The sequence below is a fragment of the Epilithonimonas arachidiradicis genome (assembly GCF_003610695.1).
Lineage (GTDB): Bacteria > Bacteroidota > Bacteroidia > Flavobacteriales > Weeksellaceae > Epilithonimonas > Epilithonimonas arachidiradicis.
This window is the reverse complement of the sequence record NZ_RAQH01000005.1, coordinates 182,622-206,205: the sequence shown is the minus strand read 5'-3', so window position 1 is coordinate 206,205 and position 23,584 is coordinate 182,622. Positions and strand designations below refer to the sequence as shown.

19 protein-coding genes are annotated in these 23,584 nt (G+C 39.0%); 6 read left to right on the top strand and 13 right to left on the bottom strand.

Annotated features, from left to right (window positions below; all coding sequences use genetic code 11):
• Positions 1-15: 15 nt before the first annotated feature.
• Positions 16-828: a ferritin-like domain-containing protein gene (locus tag BXY58_RS10315; RefSeq protein WP_120213773.1), complete on the top strand. Its 813-nt coding sequence runs from the start codon at positions 16-18 to the stop codon at positions 826-828.
• A gap of 375 nt (positions 829-1,203) precedes the next feature.
• On the top strand, positions 1,204-1,731 hold the full coding sequence (locus BXY58_RS10310; RefSeq protein WP_120213772.1) for a DUF421 domain-containing protein: 528 nt from the start codon (positions 1,204-1,206) through the stop codon (positions 1,729-1,731).
• Between the two features lie 28 nt (positions 1,732-1,759).
• On the opposite strand, the gene BXY58_RS10305 is transcribed toward BXY58_RS10310, so the two are convergent.
• Positions 1,760-2,395 (bottom strand): CPBP family intramembrane glutamic endopeptidase, encoded by a 636-nt coding sequence (locus BXY58_RS10305; RefSeq protein WP_120213771.1) that lies wholly within the window; start codon positions 2,393-2,395, stop codon positions 1,760-1,762.
• Between the two features lie 552 nt (positions 2,396-2,947).
• Between BXY58_RS10305 and BXY58_RS10300 the strand changes: the two genes are divergently transcribed.
• Entirely contained in the window at positions 2,948-3,520 is a 573-nt protein-coding gene (locus tag BXY58_RS10300) for an HD domain-containing protein (protein ID WP_120213770.1), read from the top strand.
• A gap of 25 nt (positions 3,521-3,545) precedes the next feature.
• Here the strand turns inward: BXY58_RS10300 and BXY58_RS10295 are convergent, their stop codons facing one another.
• The 3 genes from BXY58_RS10295 to BXY58_RS10285 form a co-directional block, all read right to left on the bottom strand.
• On the bottom strand, positions 3,546-3,980 hold the full coding sequence (locus BXY58_RS10295; protein WP_120213769.1) for a hypothetical protein: 435 nt from the start codon (positions 3,978-3,980) through the stop codon (positions 3,546-3,548).
• A gap of 185 nt (positions 3,981-4,165) precedes the next feature.
• Positions 4,166-5,059: a cation diffusion facilitator family transporter gene (locus BXY58_RS10290; RefSeq protein WP_120213768.1), complete on the bottom strand. Its 894-nt coding sequence runs from the start codon at positions 5,057-5,059 to the stop codon at positions 4,166-4,168.
• 88 nt (positions 5,060-5,147) lie between these two features.
• A complete protein-coding gene (locus BXY58_RS10285; RefSeq protein WP_120213767.1) occupies positions 5,148-6,947 on the bottom strand; it encodes a sensor histidine kinase in 1,800 nt (599 codons plus the stop codon).
• Positions 6,948-7,543: 596 nt separating this feature from the next.
• Between BXY58_RS10285 and BXY58_RS10280 the strand changes: the two genes are divergently transcribed.
• Complete coding sequence (locus BXY58_RS10280; RefSeq protein WP_120213766.1) at positions 7,544-10,093, top strand: T9SS type A sorting domain-containing protein; 2,550 nt, start codon at positions 7,544-7,546, stop codon at positions 10,091-10,093.
• A 108-nt stretch (positions 10,094-10,201) separates the two neighbouring features.
• Here BXY58_RS10280 and BXY58_RS10275 read toward each other — a convergent pair whose 3' ends face one another.
• From BXY58_RS10275 to ccoN, 4 genes are all read right to left on the bottom strand, one after another.
• A complete protein-coding gene (locus tag BXY58_RS10275; protein ID WP_120213765.1) occupies positions 10,202-11,155 on the bottom strand; it encodes an SDR family oxidoreductase in 954 nt (317 codons plus the stop codon).
• A 233-nt stretch (positions 11,156-11,388) separates the two neighbouring features.
• Positions 11,389-13,176 (bottom strand): hypothetical protein, encoded by a 1,788-nt coding sequence (locus tag BXY58_RS10270; protein WP_120213764.1) that lies wholly within the window; start codon positions 13,174-13,176, stop codon positions 11,389-11,391.
• A gap of 56 nt (positions 13,177-13,232) precedes the next feature.
• Positions 13,233-14,108, bottom strand: coding sequence for a cytochrome c (locus BXY58_RS10265; protein ID WP_120213763.1), 876 nt, complete (start codon positions 14,106-14,108; stop codon positions 13,233-13,235).
• A gap of 23 nt (positions 14,109-14,131) precedes the next feature.
• Positions 14,132-16,411: a cytochrome-c oxidase, cbb3-type subunit I gene (ccoN, locus tag BXY58_RS10260; protein ID WP_120213762.1), complete on the bottom strand. Its 2,280-nt coding sequence runs from the start codon at positions 16,409-16,411 to the stop codon at positions 14,132-14,134.
• 177 nt (positions 16,412-16,588) lie between these two features.
• On the opposite strand from ccoN, the gene BXY58_RS10255 reads away from it, so the two are divergent.
• Positions 16,589-16,879 carry a helix-turn-helix domain-containing protein gene (locus BXY58_RS10255; RefSeq protein WP_120213761.1) on the top strand — a complete coding sequence of 97 codons (291 nt, stop codon included), beginning with the start codon at positions 16,589-16,591 and terminating at the stop codon, positions 16,877-16,879.
• 355 nt (positions 16,880-17,234) lie between these two features.
• Here BXY58_RS10255 and BXY58_RS10250 read toward each other — a convergent pair whose 3' ends face one another.
• The 4 genes from BXY58_RS10250 to BXY58_RS10235 form a co-directional block, all read right to left on the bottom strand.
• Positions 17,235-20,225, bottom strand: a complete 2,991-nt coding sequence (locus BXY58_RS10250) for a LamG-like jellyroll fold domain-containing protein (protein ID WP_120213760.1) — start codon at positions 20,223-20,225, stop codon at positions 17,235-17,237.
• Between the two features lie 486 nt (positions 20,226-20,711).
• Positions 20,712-20,933 (bottom strand): hypothetical protein, encoded by a 222-nt coding sequence (locus BXY58_RS10245; RefSeq protein WP_120213759.1) that lies wholly within the window; start codon positions 20,931-20,933, stop codon positions 20,712-20,714.
• A gap of 159 nt (positions 20,934-21,092) precedes the next feature.
• Positions 21,093-21,395, bottom strand: coding sequence for a hypothetical protein (locus BXY58_RS10240; RefSeq protein ID WP_120213758.1), 303 nt, complete (start codon positions 21,393-21,395; stop codon positions 21,093-21,095).
• Between the two features lie 152 nt (positions 21,396-21,547).
• Entirely contained in the window at positions 21,548-21,874 is a 327-nt protein-coding gene (locus BXY58_RS10235; protein ID WP_147366833.1) for a hypothetical protein, read from the bottom strand.
• 166 nt (positions 21,875-22,040) lie between these two features.
• Between BXY58_RS10235 and BXY58_RS10230 the strand changes: the two genes are divergently transcribed.
• Positions 22,041-22,397, top strand: a complete 357-nt coding sequence (locus BXY58_RS10230) for a nitroreductase family protein (protein WP_221408292.1) — start codon at positions 22,041-22,043, stop codon at positions 22,395-22,397.
• A gap of 219 nt (positions 22,398-22,616) precedes the next feature.
• Here BXY58_RS10230 and BXY58_RS10225 read toward each other — a convergent pair whose 3' ends face one another.
• Positions 22,617-23,516 (bottom strand): S41 family peptidase, encoded by a 900-nt coding sequence (locus tag BXY58_RS10225; RefSeq protein ID WP_170144219.1) that lies wholly within the window; start codon positions 23,514-23,516, stop codon positions 22,617-22,619.
• Positions 23,517-23,584 lie beyond the last annotated feature (68 nt).

The following is a 23,584-nucleotide window of genomic DNA, read 5'->3' as shown; positions in this document are numbered from 1 at the left end:
TTAAATTCAATTATTATGAACATTCTTAAAATACTAGATAAGCTTTCTGATGACAAATTCTTTACTACAGAAGCTTCAAGATTAGATACAATTACTAATATTACTAACTTTGGGAAAAAAGCGGCAGTGGCTGCAATTCCTTTGGGGTTAGGCACCTTAATGACAACACCTGTAAAAGGCGAAACCACAAAAGCTGAAAATTCTATGGCTTTCAAAAGTACATTAACAGATGCTTTGCAACTGGCCTTGATTTTGGAATATCTTGAGGACGAGTACTACAGAATGGGATTGGGAACTTCGGGGCTAATCCCAAATGTCGACAGAACTGTTTTTATGCAGATCTCAAAACACGAGACGGCTCACGTTGCATTTTTGAAAACGGCTTTAACATCCTTAGGGCAAACTCCTGGTGCCAAACCAACTTTTGATTTTACAGCTAAAGGCAATTTCTCGCCGTTTACAGATTACAACCAGTTTTTGATTTTGGCTCAGGCTTTCGAAGATACGGGAGTGAGAGCTTACAAAGGCCAGGCTGGAAATGTGATGTCGAACAAAGATGTGTTGACCGCCGCTTTGCAAATCCACTCTGTGGAGGCAAGACACGCTTCTCAGGTCAGAAGAATGAGAGCGAATAAAGGTTGGATAGAATTGGCTAATGGTGGCAATATGCCCTCTGCTACCAATCCAGTCTATGCCGGGGAACAAAATACCAATCAGGCTGGCTTCAATACAGCTACTGCTTTTGGTGCTGAGGCAGGTTCTGCATCTTATGATGAACCAATGAGCGGCAGTGATGCGCAGACTATTGCATCTTTATTTATTGCGTAAACTTCCATAATAGTTATTTTTTCAAAATCATTTTTCAGTTTTGGCTGAGAAATGATTTTTTTGTTTTATTATTTAAACTGGTAATACACTTGCTTAAAATATTGATTATCAAAAACAAAAAAGCTTCTGTCTGCGGCTAGTAGTGTGACTTTTCTTTGAATATCTTACAAGAAAGAAAATGATGTCGTTTTCTATAACAACTTCTGACGAAATTACGAGCACAAGACATTATAATATGCACCACAAATACAAACCTATCCCTTTCTGGAATGCCTACTGTCTCGCCCGGCGAGGATTTTTTGTTATCAGCACCGTTACCATATCAAGCCTAATTGCTTCTGGCATTATTTTGTCAATAACTAGGAAAAGATAAAAATGAAAGCATTGCTATTTGATAACTGGGAAAAAATAGGACAAGTTGCATTAATGACAGTTACTTCGTTTGTCATACTGTTCTTATTCATTCGAATTTCGGGTAAACGGACCTTAGCAAAATTTAATGCATTTGATTTTGTGGTAACAGTAGCGCTGGGGTCAACCTTATCTTATATGATGCTCGCTATGGTACCACTGCTGGAGGGCGTATTGGTCTTGCTATTAATTATCGCCCTCCAATACTTCTTCGCAAAATTAGCCAGCACTTCCGATAGGATGGAGCACTTGATTAATTCCTCACCTCGTTTACTCTTCTATAAAGGGCACTACATTAAGGAAAACATGAGCAAAGAAGCCATCACAGTTGACGAAATCTATGCTGTCGTACGCCAATCCGGCATCGAAAAATTAGATGATGTTCTGGCAGTCGTTATAGAGTTAAATGGCGAAATCAGTGTTATTAAAAAATCTAATATTTCAGGAGGAACAAGTTCATTAAAGGATCTGTCAGTTCCTGACCAGAAATGAATAAGTTTGCCGCCGTGATATAGTGCGTTCAGTGACCAGCTTTAAAAAGATTCAGAAATGCCGGTGCTGAAAGGTTGAGAAAATCCACCAAAAAATGGGAGAGTATAACCCATCTCAGGCTGTTTGTTTTTCTGTATGTGACAGCCCATACGATACCCATTACAAAGGTTGAAACGAGCACTTCAAAACCACGGAACAATTCTGAATTGATACCGAAAACAACATGATTAGCAGCAAACAGCACACTTGCATAAATGATGGAATCCACTGTCTTCCAATTTGCTGTAACATCGGCCAGCAGCCCCCGCCAGTAGAACTCTTCAAGAAATGGATTAATGACAGCTAAGGTGATCCACGGTAGCCCAATCTGCCAATTATCCAACAGGCTATAATGCTTGACAAAAATAGGAAGAGGCAGCAGCCCTGCTAACAGCGATATAATGGGCCAAAGCCGATTTTTAACCGGTTTTTCCAACCAGGCGCGCATTAAATCTGTTCCGCCATTAAGGTATATAAAGTATAAGAACATCAACCATTCAACAAGAATTATAGGAATAAATGCCCATTTTCCTACAAAGTGCCCAAATACTACAGCAGTAACTACATTAATAGCAATAATAATAAACGGGGAAAATACCGCAATGCGGTCATAATTTTTTTTCATCAATAGTAATAGTTAATAAAGATAAATAAATATGATTGAATTTTTTATAAAATCTACAATGTCCTGCTATTTTTTTTCATTCAGTCTTTATTATGCTTACCACTTCATATAAAAGATGCCAGCTTATGAGCTTTTTCATAATCTATTCTTATCTAACCTGCAGCAGTCCTTACCGTAACCTCTTCAATAAATCGTGTGAACCATGCAGTAAATTGATACGAACAATCCCAAAGCAATTCAGTTCCTAAACACTGAGTCGACTTATGATTCAGTAAAAAGAGATTAAGCGCTTGATATACGATTAAAACTACAGGCTAACTCGTAGTCATCAAAGTGGAATATTTTTTGTTTTTCCGTAGCAGATCATTGTCTTAAGGTATTTCAAATCAATAATGAGAATCGGAGACATTATTAAACTTTAATACTGCAAGCAGTATCAACGCAAACACAAGTGCATTTATAGCCTTTTGGCATGATCCTGCCGGAGAGGTCCGGTCTATAATAATGTTTCTGTGAGGAGGCGATGCCTCCTTTTTTAATCCCAGTCATTTAATGGAACAGTTAGGGGTCTTAAATACGGTATTAGATTTCGCAAGGAAGGCGCACGGTGGTCAGATGAGAAAATACAGCCCTGACCCTTATATCGTTCATCCAATCAGAGTGATGGAAATTTGTAAGCAATTCACCGGGAATCTCTCAGTATTGTCTGCTGCATTGCTTCACGATGTCTTAGAAGATACAGAATATACAGCAACCGAATTAAGTATATTTCTTTCAAATTATATGAGTAAAGATGAGATGCTGCTGACGCTCCAGCTGGTCACGGAACTGACTGATGTTTATGATAGGAAGAATTATCCAGAGCTCAACCGGTTCACCAGAAAAAAGAAAGAGTTGCAACGTCTTAGCACGATAAGTCCGTTAGCTCAGACCATCAAATATGCCGATATCGTTGACAATGCTGGTGAGATATTCCTTAGTGACCCTGATTTTGCACCACGTTATCTTCAGGAATGCTTAGATATTGTCACTGCTTTGCAAGGTGGGCATCCCATTCTTAGAACACAAGCCATAGCCATAATCGAAATGGAACAGCAGAAAATAAAACGTACGAGCCAGTCTTGATTATAAGGGTTTACGATAGCACAGCTTATTCAACATTCCCTTTATATTTCTGAACACCGTTGATGTACAGTACAGAGTGTTTGTTATCGTATTTGTAATTAGCGTATGCGTAAGTATCCTTATCAAGCTGGTTTAGTATCATCTGACCGGAATCATTGCCATCAGGCAGAAAAAGTTCAATCCTGGACAGGTCGTCACTAAAAATGACAAAGGCACTGATAACGGTCTGACCACTCGCCGGTTCGATGGGATTTAATCTAAACCCGATGTTAAAAACCTGTATGCAGTCTTGTTTCAGTTCGCTCCAACGCTCCCCTGCGGAAGAAAGGCATCCGGGATTATTTTTTTCACCACCTGAGACAGGCCGATTACTATGAGTCTCCGTATGAGAAGGGCCTGCAGATTTATTGCAAGCGACAATTGTGGCAATACAAAATACATCGAACAGAAGTCTTTTCATATCAGTTTGATTTATAGAGTATAGTTAAACAATAGAAGTGCCATGGATTGCAATGCTTTTCTACCTGCTTACAGCAAACTGCTTATGATGGGTAGTAGCAAGATCAAAAATGGACAAATAAAAGCCCAATATCAACAGAATCCTTTTTTAGGGATGAACAAAAAACTACTTAATCGATTATCTTATTACTCGGGTTGAATTATCACAAAGCGCACTAATGGAAACAGTTGCTTTATAACCGCCCGGATGCGTTGTATGGCATCGGTAATCTCCTCCGTGTCAAGATGGTCTTCAAAATCGATAATGAGCATTAATACAACTTCTTCAGGCGACTGATAAGTGGATAATATATTTTTTGTTTTAAGCACGGCAGGATCACTTTCAGCCAATTCAACTATTTTTTGTTTTGTTTCCGGAGCGATACCTTCACCCATCAACAGGCTTCTGCTTTCCCTAGCGAGGATGAAAGAAACAAAAACCAGGATCAGTCCTACGATAACAGAAGCTAATCCGTCTAGCTCGGGAATCTGGAGTGAATGACTCATCCCCATAAGTATCATCACTACCAGAAGTCCTGCCACGGCAGCGCCATCTTCAAAAACGACCAGAAAGCTGGAAGGATCTTTACTTTTAATGATGGCATCCCACCAATTCAATCCCTGCCGTGTTTTATTAAATTCTTTCACAGCAATAAACAAAGAAGAACCCTCGAAGATTAAAGAAAGTATTAAGACAATGTAATTCCAGAGCGGATCTCTCATTACTTCGGGCTCTATCATATGCTTAATGCCCTGATAAATTGATAAAGCACCACCCAATGCAAAAATTAATATCGAAACCACAAAAGACCAGAAGTAGAGTTCTTTCCCGTAGCCAAAAGGATGAGACTCATCAGGCGCTTTTTTGCTCCTTTTCAAACCATATAATAGCAGCAGTTGGTTGGTTGTGTCGACTGTGGAGTGGATTCCTTCGGATATCATAGAAGCACTATTGGTAAAACCGCCTGCAATAAACTTGGTTAATGCGATCAGCAGGTTGGCAACCAGTGCACTGTAAATTGATTTGCGGTTATTGGCCATTGACTGTAATGATTATTGTACTGTTAAAGCGAATTTATAACCAATCAATACCAAATTGTTTGCCTTTCAAATTGATTTAATCATTTTCTTAACCTTCCAACGGTAAAAAGAATCTGAATACGGTGCCTTTATCCGGAATACTTTGGACTTCTATAGTGCCACTGTGTAATTCAACGATTTCTCTAGAGAGATATAAGCCTATTCCAAAACCTGCTATGGAAGCACTGTTGCCGTCTTTCACTCTGTAATAGCGTTCAAATATCCGCTTTTGATCTTCCGGGGAGATACCTTTGCCTTGATCCTCGACAGTAATTTGTAAACTGTGATTCTGAACAATACTATAACTGATTACAATGGAACTGCCATTAGGTGAATATTTAACCGAATTGCCAATCAGGTTGTAAAGGACCTGTGATATTTTTTCCCGATCAGCACAAACTGATATCTGTCCAGATCCCTTAAATATAAACTGATGGGTTGATACCGTTGACCGCATTTCCTCCTCAACTTCCGAAAATAATACCTTAAAATCAAAAGTCGTTTTTTCCAAATGAAGTTGTCCCGAATCCAGCCTCGAAACATTAAGAAAACCGTTGATCATCCCCGTCATATGATCTACTTGCTTTAAGGATTTCTCAAGGGTATTTTGCTGGAAGATATTGTCTGCTTTGACAGCCTCCCGCTGCAAAAGCTGCAGGTAGATTTTGAGTGAGGTGATAGGGGTTTTAAGTTCATGGCTTACCATACCCATAAAATCATCTTTACGCTGTTCCTCTTTTTTCTGCTGCGTAATATCCCTCAACGTACCATTTAGACTCAAAGGATTGCCTTTCTGGTCATAAAAAACCCTGCCATTGGCCTGAAGCAGCCTTGGCTTTTGGTCTGTACTGTTTTGAATTTGGTATTCAACAAAATAGTGGCCATCAGATTCTTTTTTAAGCACGGACGAAATCGCTTGAACCACCCGATCCCGATCTTCAGGAACAATCACCGATAATGCCAAAGATAAGTCCAGATTTTCTTCTGATGATAATCCAAACCACGTTTTAAGCAGTGGGTTTCCTGAAAATAGATTGGTGGCGGGCTGATAATAAAAGTTTGCGAGTTCCCCTGCATCGATAGCCAGTGCCAGCATCTGCTGACTGTTTTCATGCCTTCTCCTTGCAAGCACCTGTTCGGTAATCTCTTCCAATATAACCAAAACACCATTAATATTACCATCTTCAGAAAATATAGGCTGATAAATTGAATTGACGATAGCTTCTCTCAGGCCTTCCTTTTGACGCAGCTTCACTGCGAATTCTTTATTGATCTTCGGTTTGCCACTAAAATATACATCCCTAAGCCAACGATTGACGGGCTGGCCTATCAGTTCAGGGCGAGCCATCTCATGCGCAAAGCCGATTACTTCAAACTCTTTACGTCCCCATATCTTCAGGATCATTGGATTAGCGATTTCTATGATATGGTCATGTCCTTTCAGCATCGCAATACCAACAGGAGCCTGCTCAATAATTGTTCGAATATATTCTCTGCTTTGTGCCAGCTGAGTCAGGGATCTGCTCAGCTCTTCATTGGTGTCAGTCAGTTCCTCCAGTGTAGCGGCCATCGCTTCATTGAGTGAACTTTCCCGTTCCTCTTTCTCTTTAATCTGATCCAGAAATTCCAGGCGCGCAGTCACATTCAATGCTGTATTAAGAATAGCCCAGGTCTTACCATGCTGATCAACCAGTGCTTTGTATTCATAATCAAAATAATCAAGCGTTTCCTTTCCATTTTTAATCAATTTTGCAGGGGCCGCTGAAATTGAAAAGCTTTTGCCGGTACGCCAGACTTCCTGTAACAAACCGAAAAAAGGCTGCCCTTCCAGTTCAGGAATCGCCTCCATTAGTGGTTTTCCTATCGCGGAGGCCTCTTTTCGACTTAACTGCTATATTGCAGCGGACTAAAAACAGTTAATTTTTTTTATTTTACTTGCTAATAAGAAATTCATTGCTTGCAAGTAAGCCAATAATGTCTCACCTAGTGATCACATAAAGACTATCTCCTATAGGTATACAATTACATGTTCCAAACTTTTAGGATGAACTGCAGTGTCGCATGTATTTCTATTTAATCAAAACAGAGTGTCTCAATTAACTGTCTGTGTATATTAATATGATCAGTAAATATTTCCAAAGTATAAGTCGCATATTCTATTATTATTCAAAGAAATTTAGTTGCTGATGCTTATGCTTTAGATTGATTTGGCGGTCAGGACTGAAATATAGCACGGTATAATAATCATTAATTAAATATTTCTGGTAAAATCTTTTTAAAAAATCGTCAATCATAATGTAATTAATTATCATTAATTGTATTCATAATAGAATATTATCGATATTTTATAATTATCAGCGTATTTTTTTTAGATTTGCAAAAAAGCTGAACATCTTAAATTCTTAAAAAAGATGTTTATAAAATCCATGAATAAAGGTTAAACTTATGAGAAAATTCTACCCCAGTCCCTCTGATACATTAAAGCTGTCAGAGCTACAATTCCAAAGGAAGTTTTTGCTTGATTACATCAAGTCATCCATTAATTCGATAAAAAGAGCAAGTTTTATATTGATTCTGCTTATTTTATTCTTCACAAATTTCGCAAAGTCACAGACTATTCTGTCACCAGGAGATATTTTAATTACGTCATTTGATGCTTCAAAACCTGTTGCTGATGACAAATTTTCATTTGTTTCATTGAAAGATCTGCAACCTAACACCGTGATTTACTTCACGGACAGGGGATACTATGGTGGTTCCAGTTGGCAAGCTGCTAATGGAAGCACAGAAGGCGCTATTGAATGGCATTTAGGTAGTGATATTGTTGCTGCCGGTACAGAAGTAGTCATTCAAGGTCTATCTGCGAAGGTAAACGGTGCTGCGAAAGGGACAGTATCTTCTGTGCCAGGAAGTAACGTTTCCGGACTTTCTCTCTCTCAGCCGTCAGGAGATCAAATCATCATTTTCCAAGGTGGTGGGGGAAATCCTGCGGCTGGAACGATGGTTGGTGGTTTTCACTATAATTACTGTCCTAACGGCTATTATGCATCTTTTACCACTGACAACGGCTGGGATAATATTGGTTCAGGTAGTAGCTGCTCGCAAAGTCCCAGTTCTTCCAATATGCCTCCTGGCTTAACCTCTGAGAGTACATTTTGGATTGGGTTTTATAAACCTACAGCACCACAACAAGATATTATGAGTTACACAAGGGGCCAATTCAATGGAAATGGTGCGCCTTTCACTTCACTAGCAGCTCTAAAAGCGGCTATACAAAATAGAAATAACTGGATAGCGACGAAAGCGACAGATTTATCTACACCTATTAATGTTCCTACTGGCATATCTTACTATACATCTTGTACAGCACCTACCTTTACTTTTCAGCCGAGTAACGGTACAATCTGCTCAGGAAGTAATACTGGGTTCACAGCAACAGCAAGCAATGCGACAGGTTATCAATGGCAGGTCAATACAGGGGCTGGTTTTAATAATATTTCAGACAACGCAACTTATTCAGGCGCAACAACTACAACCTTAATTATTACCGGTGCAACATCTGCAATGAATGGATACTTGTATAGAGTGGTAGCAACAGGAGCTTGTACGCCCAATGCGACCTCTACCAGTGCTTCATTAACCGTGAATGCTTCACCGGCAATCACTTCTCAGCCAGGTGCAGCTACCATTTGTTCTGGAGCTAATACAACCTTTACAGCAACAGCAAGCAATGCGACAGGCTATCGATGGCAGGTAGACCAGGGCGCTGGTTTTAATAATATTTCAAACAATGCAACTTATTCAGGCTCAACAACTGCAACCTTAACCATCACAGGTGCAACATCTGCAATGAATGGTTACTTGTATAGAGTTGTAGCAACAGGTGCTTGTACGCCTAATGCGACCTCTACCAGTGCTTCATTAACTGTGAATGCTTCACCGGCAATCACTTCTCAGCCAGGTGCAGCTACCATCTGTGCGGGAGCTAATACAACCTTTACAGCAACAGCAAGCAATGCGACAGGTTACCAATGGCAGGTAGACCAGGGTGCTGGTTTTACAAATATTAGCAATGGCGGTTTTTATTCAGGCGCAACAACTGCAATCTTAACCATCACAGGTGCAACGTCTGCAATGAATGGATACTTGTATAGAGTGGTAGCAACAGGAGTTTGTACGCCTAATGCGACCTCTACCAGTGCTTCATTAACTGTGAATGCTTCACCGGCAATCACTTCTCAGCCAGGTGCAGCTACCATTTGTGCCGGAGCTAATACAACCTTTACAGCAACAGCAAGCAATGCGACAGGTTACCAATGGCAGGTAGACCAGGGCGCTGGTTTTAATAATATTTCAAACAATGCAACTTATTCAGGCTCAACAACTGCAACCTTAACCATCACAGGTGCAACATCTGCAATGAATGGTTATTTGTATAGAGTTGTAGTAAGCGGAGCTTGCACTCCTGCGGTAACATCGAATGCTGCTTCATTAGCAATAAGTACTACTCAGGCCCCAACTGGTGCTTCGGTTCAAAGTTTTGAAGCAGGTGATGCATTAAATGTTTTGGTCGTTAACGGTCAAAATATCAAATGGTATGCGACTGAGAACAATGCAGCTACCCATACAGATCCATTGCCATCAACTACGTCAATAGTTAATAACACTATTTACTACGCTACACAGACATTCAATGGTTGTGAATCTTCAGCAGCATTAGCAATAAAAGCATATAACGAAACTTTAGGAGCTAATGATATTAAAAAGTCTGTAACAATCAATATTTATCCAAACCCTGCAAAAGAAGTATTACACTTTAGCGGAAAAGATAAAATCAATAAAATTGTTATTTTATCGATTGATGGCAAGAAAGTATCTGAGAAAACTATGAATAGTGAAAGAAAATTAAATATTCATACACTGATTCAGGGAACCTACCTTCTTAATATCTTCACAGATAATGGTGTACAGACAATTAAGTTTATTAAGAATTAACCAAAAGTTAATTTAATTTAAAGAGCCATCGCAATTTTCTGCGATGGCTTTTATTTGTAATTAAAGAGCCATTCATTATCAATGGCTGTTTTAAGGATAATTATTAATTTACGGCTGGCCGCTGCCACCTGCAGAACCATAAATCTGCCCGGTCGCGAAACTGCCGCTGTTATCTGCCAGCTGAACAAATATCGATGCTAATTCAGCAGGCTGTCCCGGTCTTCCCAAAGGCGTGTCTTCTCCAAACTTGACCAGATTTTCCTGCGTTTGTCCTCCGCTGACTTCCAAAGCGGTCCAAACTGGTCCTGGTGCAACACCATTGACCCGAATGCCTTTAGGACCCAATTGTTTAGCTAACGATTTCACATAGCTGGTGGTTGCCGCTTTAGTCTGTGCATAATCATACAAATCTGCTGAAGGGTCGTAAGCCTGTACTGAAGACAAGCCAATGATGCTAGACCCGGGTTTTAAATAGGGGAGTGCAGCCTTGATAATCCAGAAGGGCGCATAGATGTTAGTTTTCATCGTCCGGTCAAATGCCTCCGTCGAAATATCCAGGATGGATTCATTACTCTTTTGGTGGCCTGCATTATTAACCAGAATGTCTATACCACCCAGCCTGGAAACCGCCTCAGAAACCAGCTTTTGACAGAAGGACTCGTCTCTGATATCACCAGGAATTGCAGCAGCAATCCTTCCTTCGTCTTCTATCAGTTTAATCACCTCTTTAGCATCTTCCTCTTCTTCCGGAAGATAATTAATCGCCACATCAGCACCTTCTCTTGCAAAAGCAATAGCAGCCGCCCTACCTATCCCGGAGTCCCCGCCAGTCACCAATGCTTTCCTACCTTTTAATCTCCCAGAGCCGACATAACTCGTTTCCCCGTGGTCCGGCACGGGTTCCATCTTTCCTGCCAGACCCGGAAAAGGTTGAAACTGCTTATTAAATGGCGGTTTAGGATGTTTTGTTGTAGGATCTTCTAAGTGATTATGATCTTCTGATGTAATAATGTGAGCCAATTTATCGATGGCTTCTCTTCTGTTCATTTTGTTATCTTCCATAATGTAATATTTTAGTGGTTTGGTATGAATCCGTACCACTGCAATCTGTATTCCAACTTAAAATACCATAAAGAAAACTTCATGCGATATAAAAGAAAAGGTATTTAATAAACGCTCATTATCAAGACATTTATAAGCATTGTTGAATACGCCTTCAAATGATTTAAACTATTTAAAGACTTGCTTCAAATATATTTTGTAAGCAAATTCAATGATAATTCTTTTCAAATTCATTAACTCTTGCAAAGTCTATCACTGGTTAAAATGAATTCAAATTCTTTTTTAATTGCTTTGACTTCATCTAAAGTCTGGTGTTTACCGTTAAACAATTTTTCATAGTAGGCAATTCCCGTAAAAATGTTTTGCTTGAAGTTCTGCCATTTCTTTTGGTCCGATAAGCTCATCTCGATATTCTTCTCCGGAGCTTTATGTTTATAGTAATCAATATACATTCTGAGCTCATTAATAAACAGATGAGATCTTTGTTTTGAAATCACATTTCTGTAACCGTAAATATGCTGTACCATTTCAGCAAGGGAGAGCACCTGGTCAAAGTAGGCCAGGTTAGGACCAGGGCAAATAACCACGCCCTGCTGTTCTCCTTTGATTTCCATATTGTGCTCCAGATAGGTTGCGTTAGCAAGACCAACACATAAACAGGCTTTTTGAATAATCTTTTCTCTATTTCTAACGACTTTATCATCAGTCATAGTGTAGCTCTGGTCACTAAGTTCGTTCAGTTTTAATTTCTGGTATTTACTGGAAGCAGTACATAAACCCTGAGCTGAATATCCTTTATGGAGAGCCAGAAGCTTTTTAGGGCAGGAACTGCCGCTTCTACCGTTAGCATCTCTTAATTGACGTATAGCTTCATTCGTGGTGCCCTTGATGGTGTTAAATTCAATTCCCAAAGGTGAAATGTCGCTAAGATAAAAATCATCCCCGGATGACTTCTGAAGTAGCATTCTGGTGTCAATATCAACAGATGTTGCCTCTGGCACCAGTAGAAATGGAGAACCCCATCCAATGCTGTTGAGCTGGTAATTAGAAAGTAAAAATTCATGCTCTTCAGAAGTTCCGACACCGCCCTGAACTGTAATTTTAAGTTCGGGGGCATCTTTTGGAATTGGTCTGGATTTAGATTGAAGCGCTTTCTTAAATAAATCATAGGCTGAGTCAAGCAATTCAGATCTTCTATGTTTAAATTCGGACAAAACAGTACCTAATAAAATGCCTTCAGTAGCAAACGCGTGCCCACCGCAATTTAAGCCAGATTCTATACGATATTCGGATACCCATAATCCTTTTTTTGCCAGAAAGTTTCCCTGAATCATTGCAGAGCGGAAATCACTGACTTTTAAAATAATTTTTTTCTTAATGTAGCTATTCGCATCCGGATAAAAGTCTTCAAACTCTTCGATATAACTATAGAGTTTTGGATTCATTCCTGCAGAAAAAACCACAGATGAAGAAAGTTGGCTTTTTGCAAAGCCGCGTAAAGATGCATGGGCATCATTATGAATAACCGGGAGCTTTTTTTTATTTTTAAAATTTTCCTTATCCACCTTGGTCATGATATTGACATCAATTGAGCCTGGAAAAAAATGTTGATCCAAAAAATGTTTCAGTTCCGAACCAATTGATTTAAGCGAAGAAAACCGCTTTAGTTCTTTCCTTAAAAAAGAATGACTGGGAAGCATTTCAATAAATTTCAGGAGCGTCTCTCTGGTTGTGGATAATTCTTTTTTAAAACCAATGAAATTACGATTGACGATCTCATCCATCATATCCAGATACGCGGTAATCCTTCTGGATCGGTAATCATCGGCTTTGACCGATATGGCGGTATAGTTAAAATTAAATTTTCTGCTGTAAAGCTCCCGCATTCGTTCTATGAGGTCATCGTCAATAATAGAGATCACTGATGAAATACCATAATGCGCCACACGTATTGGTGTATCTATTGTGTATGCCAGTCCCATCACGGGAATATGAAAATTATGAATGGTCTTATTGGTCATTTTAGAAGATAATATTGTAGATTTTAATTAATGAAAAGCAAGACAAATTTGATCAATTACTCGTCCCAGGTTGCTTCAGTACCCTGTGGTGCAGCGCCTCCCTCAGCTACAGTAATAGTTGATTTCTCCTGATTGATATGGTAGATGTATGCGGCAAGTTTTTCAGCATCTCTTCCTGTAATGATCCCGTCCTTGATAAAGGGCCTCATGGTCGGATTGTTCGGAGAACCATTCTCCAGCATCCAAAACACATTTCTAAAAAGCGTTTTTTGCTTAATATTAATCCACTTGTTATCAGTTAAATTAGGTCCTATTCCGCCCTTTCCGTTATCAGAATGGCAAGATATGCAGTTGGTTTTAAAAATTTGTTCCCCCTCGATGATATTATCCTGAGAATAAACAGCTGTTTCCAGATCTACAGAAGGGGCAGTTTTTTCATACTCTTTAATCGAAGCTATTTGAATTCTAGATTCTTCCAGATACTCAACGTCGGGATGGGCATAATCCGTAAATGTAAATGCAATCAGATAAGCCAGACAGTAAATAATTGTCACGTAAAAAAGACCGATCCACCATTTTGGTAGCGCATTATCGAGCTCCGTGATACCATCAAAGCCATGATCGATCAGAAGACTTTTTTCCTCGCTAGGTGTTTGTTTTTTAAATGCAGATTCCCATAGTCTTTTCCAATAGGGTGTACCTTTACTTTTTAGGTAGGTCTGTTTATCCTCATCTGACAAATTGATAAAACGGGCATTTTCGACAAGGTCACCGATGGCATGGCTGATTAAAAGAAGGAGGATCTGGATGATCAATAAGCCCCAGAAATAAAGTGTCGTGTAATATCTGGTCTCGCCAAACATCTGAAAGGCGGCTATGGTTCCGGCTATTGCAGCGGTTAAGTATAAGGTGAGTGGGATTCGGGTTTTCATCTTTGTAATGCTTCAAATTGTTTTTACTTAATACTTGCGGTCTTAACATCAGTTGTTCTGATGTCGGTTCCCAATCTTTGCAGATAGGCAATCATAGCTATAATTTCACGTTGTTCGAATGGTATAAACTCGGTCCCCTTCGCCTTTTTTTCCTGCTCCATCTGATCTTTCAAATCAGATGCTTCATCAAAAATGCGCTTGACGATGGCCGCTGACTGATGATCGGCCCATTGATCGGCAGAATCAATTTCAGCTTTTGTGTACGGTATATCAAAAGCGTTTTTCATTAGTTTTAATTTTGCGGTCATCTGTGATCGATCCAGTCTGTTGCTGATCAGCCAGGGAAAACGTGGCATAATAGACCCTGCCGAAGTAATCCGTGGATTGTACATATGTTTGAAGTGCCAGGAATCCGGATTTTTCATGCCTTCGCGCTGAAGATCAGGCCCGGTTCTCTTGGAACCCCACAAGAAAGGTCTGTCATAAGTAAATTCGCCTGCTTTTGAATATTGACCATTCTTTCCATCAAATCGCATGACTTCGTCCCGGAAAGGCCTGATCATTTGGGAATGGCAAGCATTGCATCCCTCTCTGATATATAGATCCCTACCTTCCAGTTCCAGTGGTGAATAAGGTTTTACCGCAGATATCTGCGGGACATTGGACTTTATCAGCAATGTTGGCACGATTTCAACAATTCCGCCTATAGCAATAGCAATAAAAGCCATCACAGACAATAGATGAGGCATCCTTTCCAGCCACAGATGAAATGTTTCTCCCTGTTTTCTCGACGATTTTACAGCACTTAAAGCTGGTGCTTCTGCGGCGACATTCCTATGAAATGATCCGGCACTGATGGTTTTGTATATATTAATCACCATTAAAACAGCGCCGCCGAAATAAAGAATGCCTCCTAAAAATCTCATTTTAAAATAGGGCAGAATCGCCGTTACCGTATCCAGCCAATTTTTATAGACCAATGTTCCGTCAGGATTAAATTGTTTCCACATCAGACCTTGGGTAAATCCCGCAATATACATGGGAACTGCATAAAATATGATGCCTAGTGTCCCCAACCAGAAATGCCAGTTGGCTAGTTTTTTTGACCATAGTTCGCTCTTCCACATTACAGGAACCAGATAATATACTACTCCAAATGCCATAAAACCGTTCCATCCTAAAGCACCAAGATGCACGTGACCAATCACCCAATCTGTATAGTGACCAATCTTGTTTAAAGATTTAGTTGCCAAGAGCGGCCCTTCAAAGGTCGCCATACCATAACAGGTAACAGCCACCACAAAAAACTTAAGGATAGGATTTTCCCTTACTTTGTCCCAAGCACCTCTTAAAGTCAAAAGGCCATTCAGCATTCCTCCCCAAGAGGGTGCAATCAACATTATAGAAAACCCGGTACCGACAGCCTGCGCCCAGCCGGGCAGCGCAGTATATTGAAGATGATGAGGACCAGCCCACAAGTATACAAAGATGAGCGACCAAAAGTGAATAATTGATAATTTGTAGGAAAATACCGGACGTTCTGCAGCTTTGGGCAAAAAGTAATACATCAGACCCAGTACAGGCGTTGTCAGTACAAATGCCACCGCATTATGACCGTACCACCATTGAACCAGGGCATCCTTAACACCGGCATAAGCCGAATATGATTTCCATCCGGTAAATGATAAGGGAATTTCCAGATTATTAAAGACATGGAGCATCGCTACGGCAATCCAGGTACCGATATAAAACCAAATAGCGACATAAAGGTGCCTTACTCTTCTTTTAAGAATAGTTCCGAACATATTAATTCCAAAAACAACCCAGGAAAAAGTGATAAGTATATCAATTGGCCATTCGTGTTCAGCATATTCTTTAGAAGTATTGATGCCCATCAGGAAGGTTATGACCACTGTAAGAATCATGAGCTGCCATGTCCAGAAATGGATCCAGGAAAGGATGTCACTGTACATCCTTGTCTTTAAAAGTCTCTGCATACTGTAATAGGCGCCACAAAAAAACGAATTACACACAAATGCAAAAATAACAGCGCTGGTATGAAGCATTCTGATTCTTCCAAATCCCATTGCACCTTGAGAGTTAATCAATCCCTGAATATTGCCGCTTCTTAAACTCTGAATGGTTGTATCATCAGTTCCCAGCAAAAATTCAGGAAGTTCAGGGTAGAAAAGCATAAGAGCCGCTGTAATTCCCAGGATAAAACCAATTAATCCGAAAATAACAGTAGCGTAGAGGAAAGCTCTGACAATAGTATTGTCATAATAAAATTTTTCTGTCGTCATATACAGGGATTGAGTAAAAACTGATTCTATTTCCGAAAATGGCTGTCAGATTACCTTTGCGTTCATTTAGAAATATCATATTGCAGTTTTTATGTTTTGACAAAGGTATTTTGTAGCTTTGTGTACTGCTAATAGATTTCCTTCTAAAATATACCGAAAACTACTAAACATTGAGCAATGGAATTATGTGGAAAAAATATCAGAAAAATACGAAGAGATCGTGATCTGACCCAGGAATACATGGCCTTTGAAATGGGAATTTCACAGAAAGCTTACTCGGACATAGAAAATTCCAAGGTTAAGATCAATCTTGAAATATTAAACAAGATTTCTGCAATCCTATCAATCAAACCATCTGAAGTTTGCAGTATTGCCGACCAGTGCGGTGATGGTGTTTATAAGACTAAATATGAAGAGCTTATTGGGTATTTGAATAAGCATAATATCAACATTCCTTCCGAGCTATAATAACCTTTACGCGTAGTCAGCTTCATCTCTGTTACATTGCTTCGTATGGACCACTGTTGTTGGTACGGAATGGTTGGTACGGATTACAGATCCGCGGCATCTTGAGAACCTCCTTATTGCGCGGGATGAAAAGCAGATCAGGCAAAGCATTCGATGCTTATATTGTAGTGAACAGCAATGCTGAAAGCAATTTTTGAATTTCCAAAGCCTGTTGAGTTTGCTCATTAGATCCATTATATCGTTGTACACAAAAGTTGGTTATGGCTCAATTAAATAAGTTAGGCTCAGATAAAAAGACCCAAGCCTAATTTTTTAATGCTGATAGTTAGTGATACAGGATCTGTAGTCAGAAATTTTACTCTATAATAACTTTAAAACTACTATTCAGGTTTTCTCCCGAAACGTTTAAGATGTAAGTTCCTGATGATTTTCTATTCTTAATATTCAAAATGAAAATTCCTTTTTCGTTAGAATTTAGCTCTTCACTGAAAACAATCTTTCCTGACATATCCCGTAATATTGCAGTTACATTAGATTTTTTATAATCACTAAGCTGTATTGAGATCTGGTCTTTTACAGGATTTGGATAGATAATCCCTTTTTTAGAAAGGAATTGATCAGTACCTAAAGTTGCCTGGCTGTATAAAGCCTGTACTTCGGAAAGTGATAATGCATAGTTGAACATCTTTAGTTCATCAAATGCACCTTTGAAGGGCGCCGGAGCTGTGGTTGACATCAATTCCAGTTCACCAATGTTGCCAATGATCAGATCACTGGCTTCTCCAATTCCGGTAACAGCGGTCTCATCGCCTTCTGCACTCAAAACACCATTGGTATAAATTCTCATTTTATGGGCAACAATGTCTCTCATAATTACAACATTTACCCAATCTCCTGTAAAATAATTGGCAATAGGAGAGACGATCTCTTTTTTGGTTTTATCATCATCTATGGCAAAACGTAATTGTCCGCCTTTAATCTCTATATTATAACGTTTTCCTGTCGCTCCCGTCGTTGTATTTTTCGTAAATGAGCCTTTACAAAGTACATAAAGACTTGTAGATGATGAAGAAGGAATCATACTTGCAGGAGCTTTCATCCAAAAAGAAACGGTGAAGGAGTTTTTATCAAAGAAGATATGGTCTTGATTTGGTACGCTTGCTATATATGTATTGCCAGGTGAGGTCGCTAAATCAAGAGCGTAATTTTCCTTTCCTTGGATTCTGACATTAGAATTATCATAGGCAATATCCAGTATTCCGTCATTTTCATAATCGGTTACATCGGCAATTTTTTCTCCTTCAAAAGGCGCTTCTTTGAAAGGCCAATGTCCAACGAGAGTGGGGGTCAATGTATAAAAGTTCCAAATATCACCGGTGGCAGTTCCTTTTTCGTTTGAGGCATCGATTCTCCAGTAATAAATGGTTGCTGGACTCAATCCTGTCAATTGGTAGGATGACGAAGTTGAATAATTAACATCCGCAATTTTACTTAGGTTTGAAGCATTTGTGCCAAAATAAAGTGAATATTTTGATGTATTTGTACTTCCGGCCCATTTCACTGTCAAGCTTCCGTTAGACAATTCTACATTGGTATTTCCCGTTGTTGGATTAGGATTTGTAGCTTTAGTCGGAGCTGAAGGAACCGGCGGCGTTATAATGGATCCAACAGAAGTATAAACGGAAGATTCTGTGGCGTTAATGGCTTTAACTCTATAATAGTATTGAGTGTTGGGAGTTAAACCCGTTTCATTATAACTTACAATATTGGCTCCCAATGTTGCTATTTCTGAAAAATTAGCTCCATCTGTCGAACGTTCCAAAATAAAGTTGGTTTCGTTTGTTGAATTGTCACTCCAATTAACTGTGAAAGAACTTGCTGGCGGAACTTCTGTTGTCGCAACATTCGTGAAATTGACATCTGTTGGTGGAATAATAAAATCCGGCGGAGTTTGAGAGGGCAAGCTGTTGATATAGACTTCAATATTTAAATAGGGAGCATTTGTATTGCTTACATTTAATGCATCAGGCGTATATTTATCCAATCCGTTTGCATCTTCCCAGACATCTGGCATCCCGTCATTATCCGAATCCAATGGAGCCGGAGCACCATAAACATGTCCCGCGCCGCCATTGGTAAAACCAAATTGAGATGTAAGGTCAGATTGAACATAAACATAAGTCGCTGTTGTTCCTTTTGACTGCAAATCAGAAATCATCAGATTCTCGACCTGGTCACGTCTAGGATAGGATGCACCAACATTTAAAATCGCTTTGTCATAGGCCTGTTGAGCTGTCAAAGTTGGATTTTTCATTGGATAATCATAAGGCTCTGATTTGATGGAATTAATATCACCAGTAGGAAAACCTGTCAAATCCGAAGGTACCAAAGTTCCGTTCAGGATTCCATCTTTGTTATTATCCAAATAATTTCCAGAACCGTACAAAGAAAAATTGTCATTTCCTCTGTTGAAAGGTGTTGTAACCGTATTGCTTGTATTTGGTCCGCCAATAAAATAATTATTAATGATATTCACATCCGAAGTTCCTGCTGAATCTCCGCCCATAATGTAAGCGTCGCCCGATTCTGTATGACCGTACGTATTGCCATAATTTCCCCAATTGTAAACAATGTTATTGACGAATTCGTTGATTCCTTTTACTTTGTTGTTTCGGGTTTTGTTGCAGATATACAAGTTTCCAATTAAACTGATTTTCCCGCCAGAAGGCTGCATCAATCCTCCGGCCGAATGATTATGACGATGCAAACCTTGCCCAATAATAGAATTCTGAATCGTTATGTTATCCGGGCTTTCACCTTTGTTATCCCAATTTATAGAGAAAACTTCGTCTGTCCCCCAAGTAAAGGACATATGATCGAGGATGATATTCGCACCATTAGACAGACCTGATGTATCCTGACCTTGTGTTGTATTTCCGTAGCGGATACGCACATAACGGGCAATCGTATTACTAGCACCGGTGAAGGTAACTTTTGCCCCTAATAAGACAATGCCTTCTCCCGGAGCCGTTTGCCCTGCAATAGTCGTGTTTTTTGCAATTACGATTTGGGATTGAGTGTTTATAATACCTCCAACTTTGAATATAACAAATCGTCCTTCTTTGCTAACAGCATCACGAAAAGAACCAGGTCCGCTGTCATTTAGATTGGTTACTAAGTAAATCTCAGGATTGGCAGACCCTCTTGCGCCTGTTGTATATCTTCCAAAACCGGTAGCTTCCGGAAAGGCCAATGTTTGCGCATCAAGATGAGTAGTTATCGAAATTGCTGCACAAAACATATAAAACTTGAGCACTTGCTTAATAGGTAGAATTTTTTCTTTCATAATAATTCTGATTAATTAGAAATAGGGCTTTTTGATGTGACGGAAAATTAGAAACAACCCCCAAGACGACTGTCCTGTCGAATCCTGTTAATTATCAGTTTGTTATGATGTGTTGTAATAAATATATTAATTGAATGTAAACAAATATTCAGATTTAATCAGTAATTGAAGATAATTGATATGGTCTTCGAAAAATAGTTTTTGAGGTTAAAATTTAACATTTTGTATGATAAATGTTTGTATTTTACATTCATTCATATTTTATTGAAAAGATATAGATGTACAAATCGTAATGTAGGAGTGACTTCTTTGCAATGCTGCGGCATTGGTCATTCCCACAACCATATAAAGATAGTTTATTGCTCTTATCAATGGAAAGACTGTTTCGGCGTATTTGAAGAAAACCTCGTTCAGCCTTGCGTAACCAAAGCAGGCACTAATAATCTGGTAAAAAAGCTTCAGAGTAACTATACCCTGAAGCTTTTTTCAGAAATTAATCCTAATATCTTCAGGATTTTTCATCTTAATCGTGACTTTATCCCTGTCATCTACCAGTTCATAATCTGCTTCTTCCAGCTGATCACCCTCTGTTTTTTTATGTACACTGACTGTTCCAAATCCTATTTCATCCTTTGGAACTTCCAGCAAATAAGAATTGGTATTTTCATCTTTCGTAAAATGTTCTTTTTTAAAATCGATAAACTGCATAATAATTTGTTTTGGTGAAATTAAAAATGAACAAATTTTATGCAATTCTGATAAAAGACTTCGCAACTATATTGGTTAGCATCTAAATAACTGTAGAGTTCCTTTTTTCTGAATTAAAAATACTAATTCTAAATCGTGATTTGTAAACAGTTATATTATTTAATACATTGTTACAATTACTCCTGTGCCAATGACGTTCGAATTAATCACCATTTCGAAATCAATGCCTTCATAAAGCCTCTCTATAATCTGATCTGCATTGACTAATTGCATATCAACATTAGCAATGTCTCCCGAAAAAATGAGTTGGCCATCAGGAAATATTTGTATTCCTATAAATTCCTGGCTGTCAAAAGGGAATCTAATTCCAGTTCGATAGCCTGGAGAAACCGGCGTCACGAGACCCCCTTCTTCTGAACTATAGTAATTAAGGAGGGCTTTGAAATGAGGCTTCCTCTTCATACAGCAAACTTACTAATATTTACTTAATATTGTTTCTTACAACAAAAATCCCCTCACTCATTAAAGTGTGGGGGATTTATTTCATATATAGAGTGTGATTTGGCAATTGCTTACATTCAAATGTTGTGCCGCTAAGGCTTAACATTTGAATATTACTTAATTTGGTCATAGATGAGCTTGGTCACCAAAGCTCCAAAAAGATAATAACCTATGGTCATCATTTTCTTCCTGGTATTTTCCGCAACAGGAGCATCGTCTAAACCTATTTTGCCCGGGATCAATACCGTTCCCACGCCCATAGCCAGACCTGAAAGCAGTCCCGCATTATTGGTAGCAGTTCCTGCGTAATAGATGCCGTTGCCTAACACATCTCCGGCTAATGTCGCCGCATAAAGCTTATCAGGGTTGTCAATGGCTGCATCAAAATGATCAAGTGCCTTTTCAAGTGCTTCCTCACCCAGTTTATTGACCTCCGGCACATTACTGCAATTTTTTCTGACGGTTTCGTGCAGTATAGTCAGGGCTATTGCGCCTCCGAGACCTGCAATGAATCTTTTATACATAACAAATATTTTTTTGGTGAGTCAAAGCTTGTACAGAAATTAAGCCACGATAGTATTGAGCAATAAATCCCTTTGGATCTTTTTGTCATCATGCGTTTCATATATAGACACGTCAAATAATATTGTCGTACGAAGACAAAGAAATTTTGCCAAACAATTCTTTGGAAATATGAGTCTGGATGAGAATTTTCATCACGCAGCAAAGCAGGCGAACATTGCTTTAGGTTTGGCAATTACTGCCGCCGCATCATTGGAAATCGACACCACACCAATGGAAGGTTTTGATGCTGCAGCTTTGGATCAATTTCTAAATCTTCATGCCAAAGGTCTTAGAAGTTCGATGCTTTTGGCAGTGGGTTACCGTGACACGGAAAATGACTGGAACCTCAAGAATGAAAAGGTATGCAAACCAACGGAGGAATTTATTACTTTTCTATAATTATCAAATTAAATCAATCAAAATGAAAAATACCATAAAGACAAGAACGTCCAATAACCATGACAAAACACAGAAAACAGAAATCAAGCAAAACCGAAAAATACATCAAGCATTTTCTAAAACATACTAATAAAAAAATAAATCCCAACGAAGTTGGGATTTAGATATATATTCATAAAGTCTCAAGACAATACTAATACTAAAATTAAAGATACACCTTTAATTATTAAGCATTTCCAAAGCTTTTATGATTTTTCTGTCTTTCATTAAAGCTTCCAGATTGTCACCTTCCAAAATCACAAAGTCAGGCTGGATATTGTTTTTATAGACTTTAAGATTCCTGTCCACTACATAATCCGTTGACAGATTAATTCCGGCATCTGCATTAATTTTGTAACCCTGAACTGCCGTCGTGTAATCTGCTGTTGGTTCTCCAACAACATAAGTATTCTTTCTTCCAATCAATGATATAGCGGTCATTTCACCTGCACTGGCTGTATAACAGCTGGTCAGAATAACAATTGGTATATCCTTTTTAACTGGTGCTTTTAGCTGCACCTGCCTAACCAGCTCAATCCCATCAATCAGCATTTTACCATCTTTGATTTCCCATTGCCCTGACGATTCACCTTTAGAATTTCTAAAGCCACCAAATACAACATTGTCACTTCCGATAAATTCTTTCAAGCCCAGTAAAATCGGATACATATTACCGCCTGTATTCGTTCTCAGGTCTATAATCCAGGCATTAACCTTAGCCGAATTAATCCCATTAATATGTGTAGTAATATCATTGGCAATACTGTCCACTTTCTTAAAAGCAAAATCAGTGTTACCAGGAATCCTGATATACCCAATCTTTTTATTAATCAATTGACTGACGACCTTTTTCTCCGACTTTAACTGAGATTTTAGATAAGCATTACCGGCACCAAGCGGTTTATTCCATCCATAAGATTTGCCTTTATACTTCAAACCACCGTGATAATCGCCCAACAGTTCAAACACTTCAGCATACAATGGAGCTAGCTCAGAAACGTTAGCAAGATTCTGTCCCTTGCTGTACAGGTCATTTCTGATGATATCTATCTTAGACGTATCAACCGCATTTGTTTTCATCAGATCAATGGATTTATCAACAAATACTTTAACACTGTCATTTTTAAAATTCTGAGAAAATACAGTAC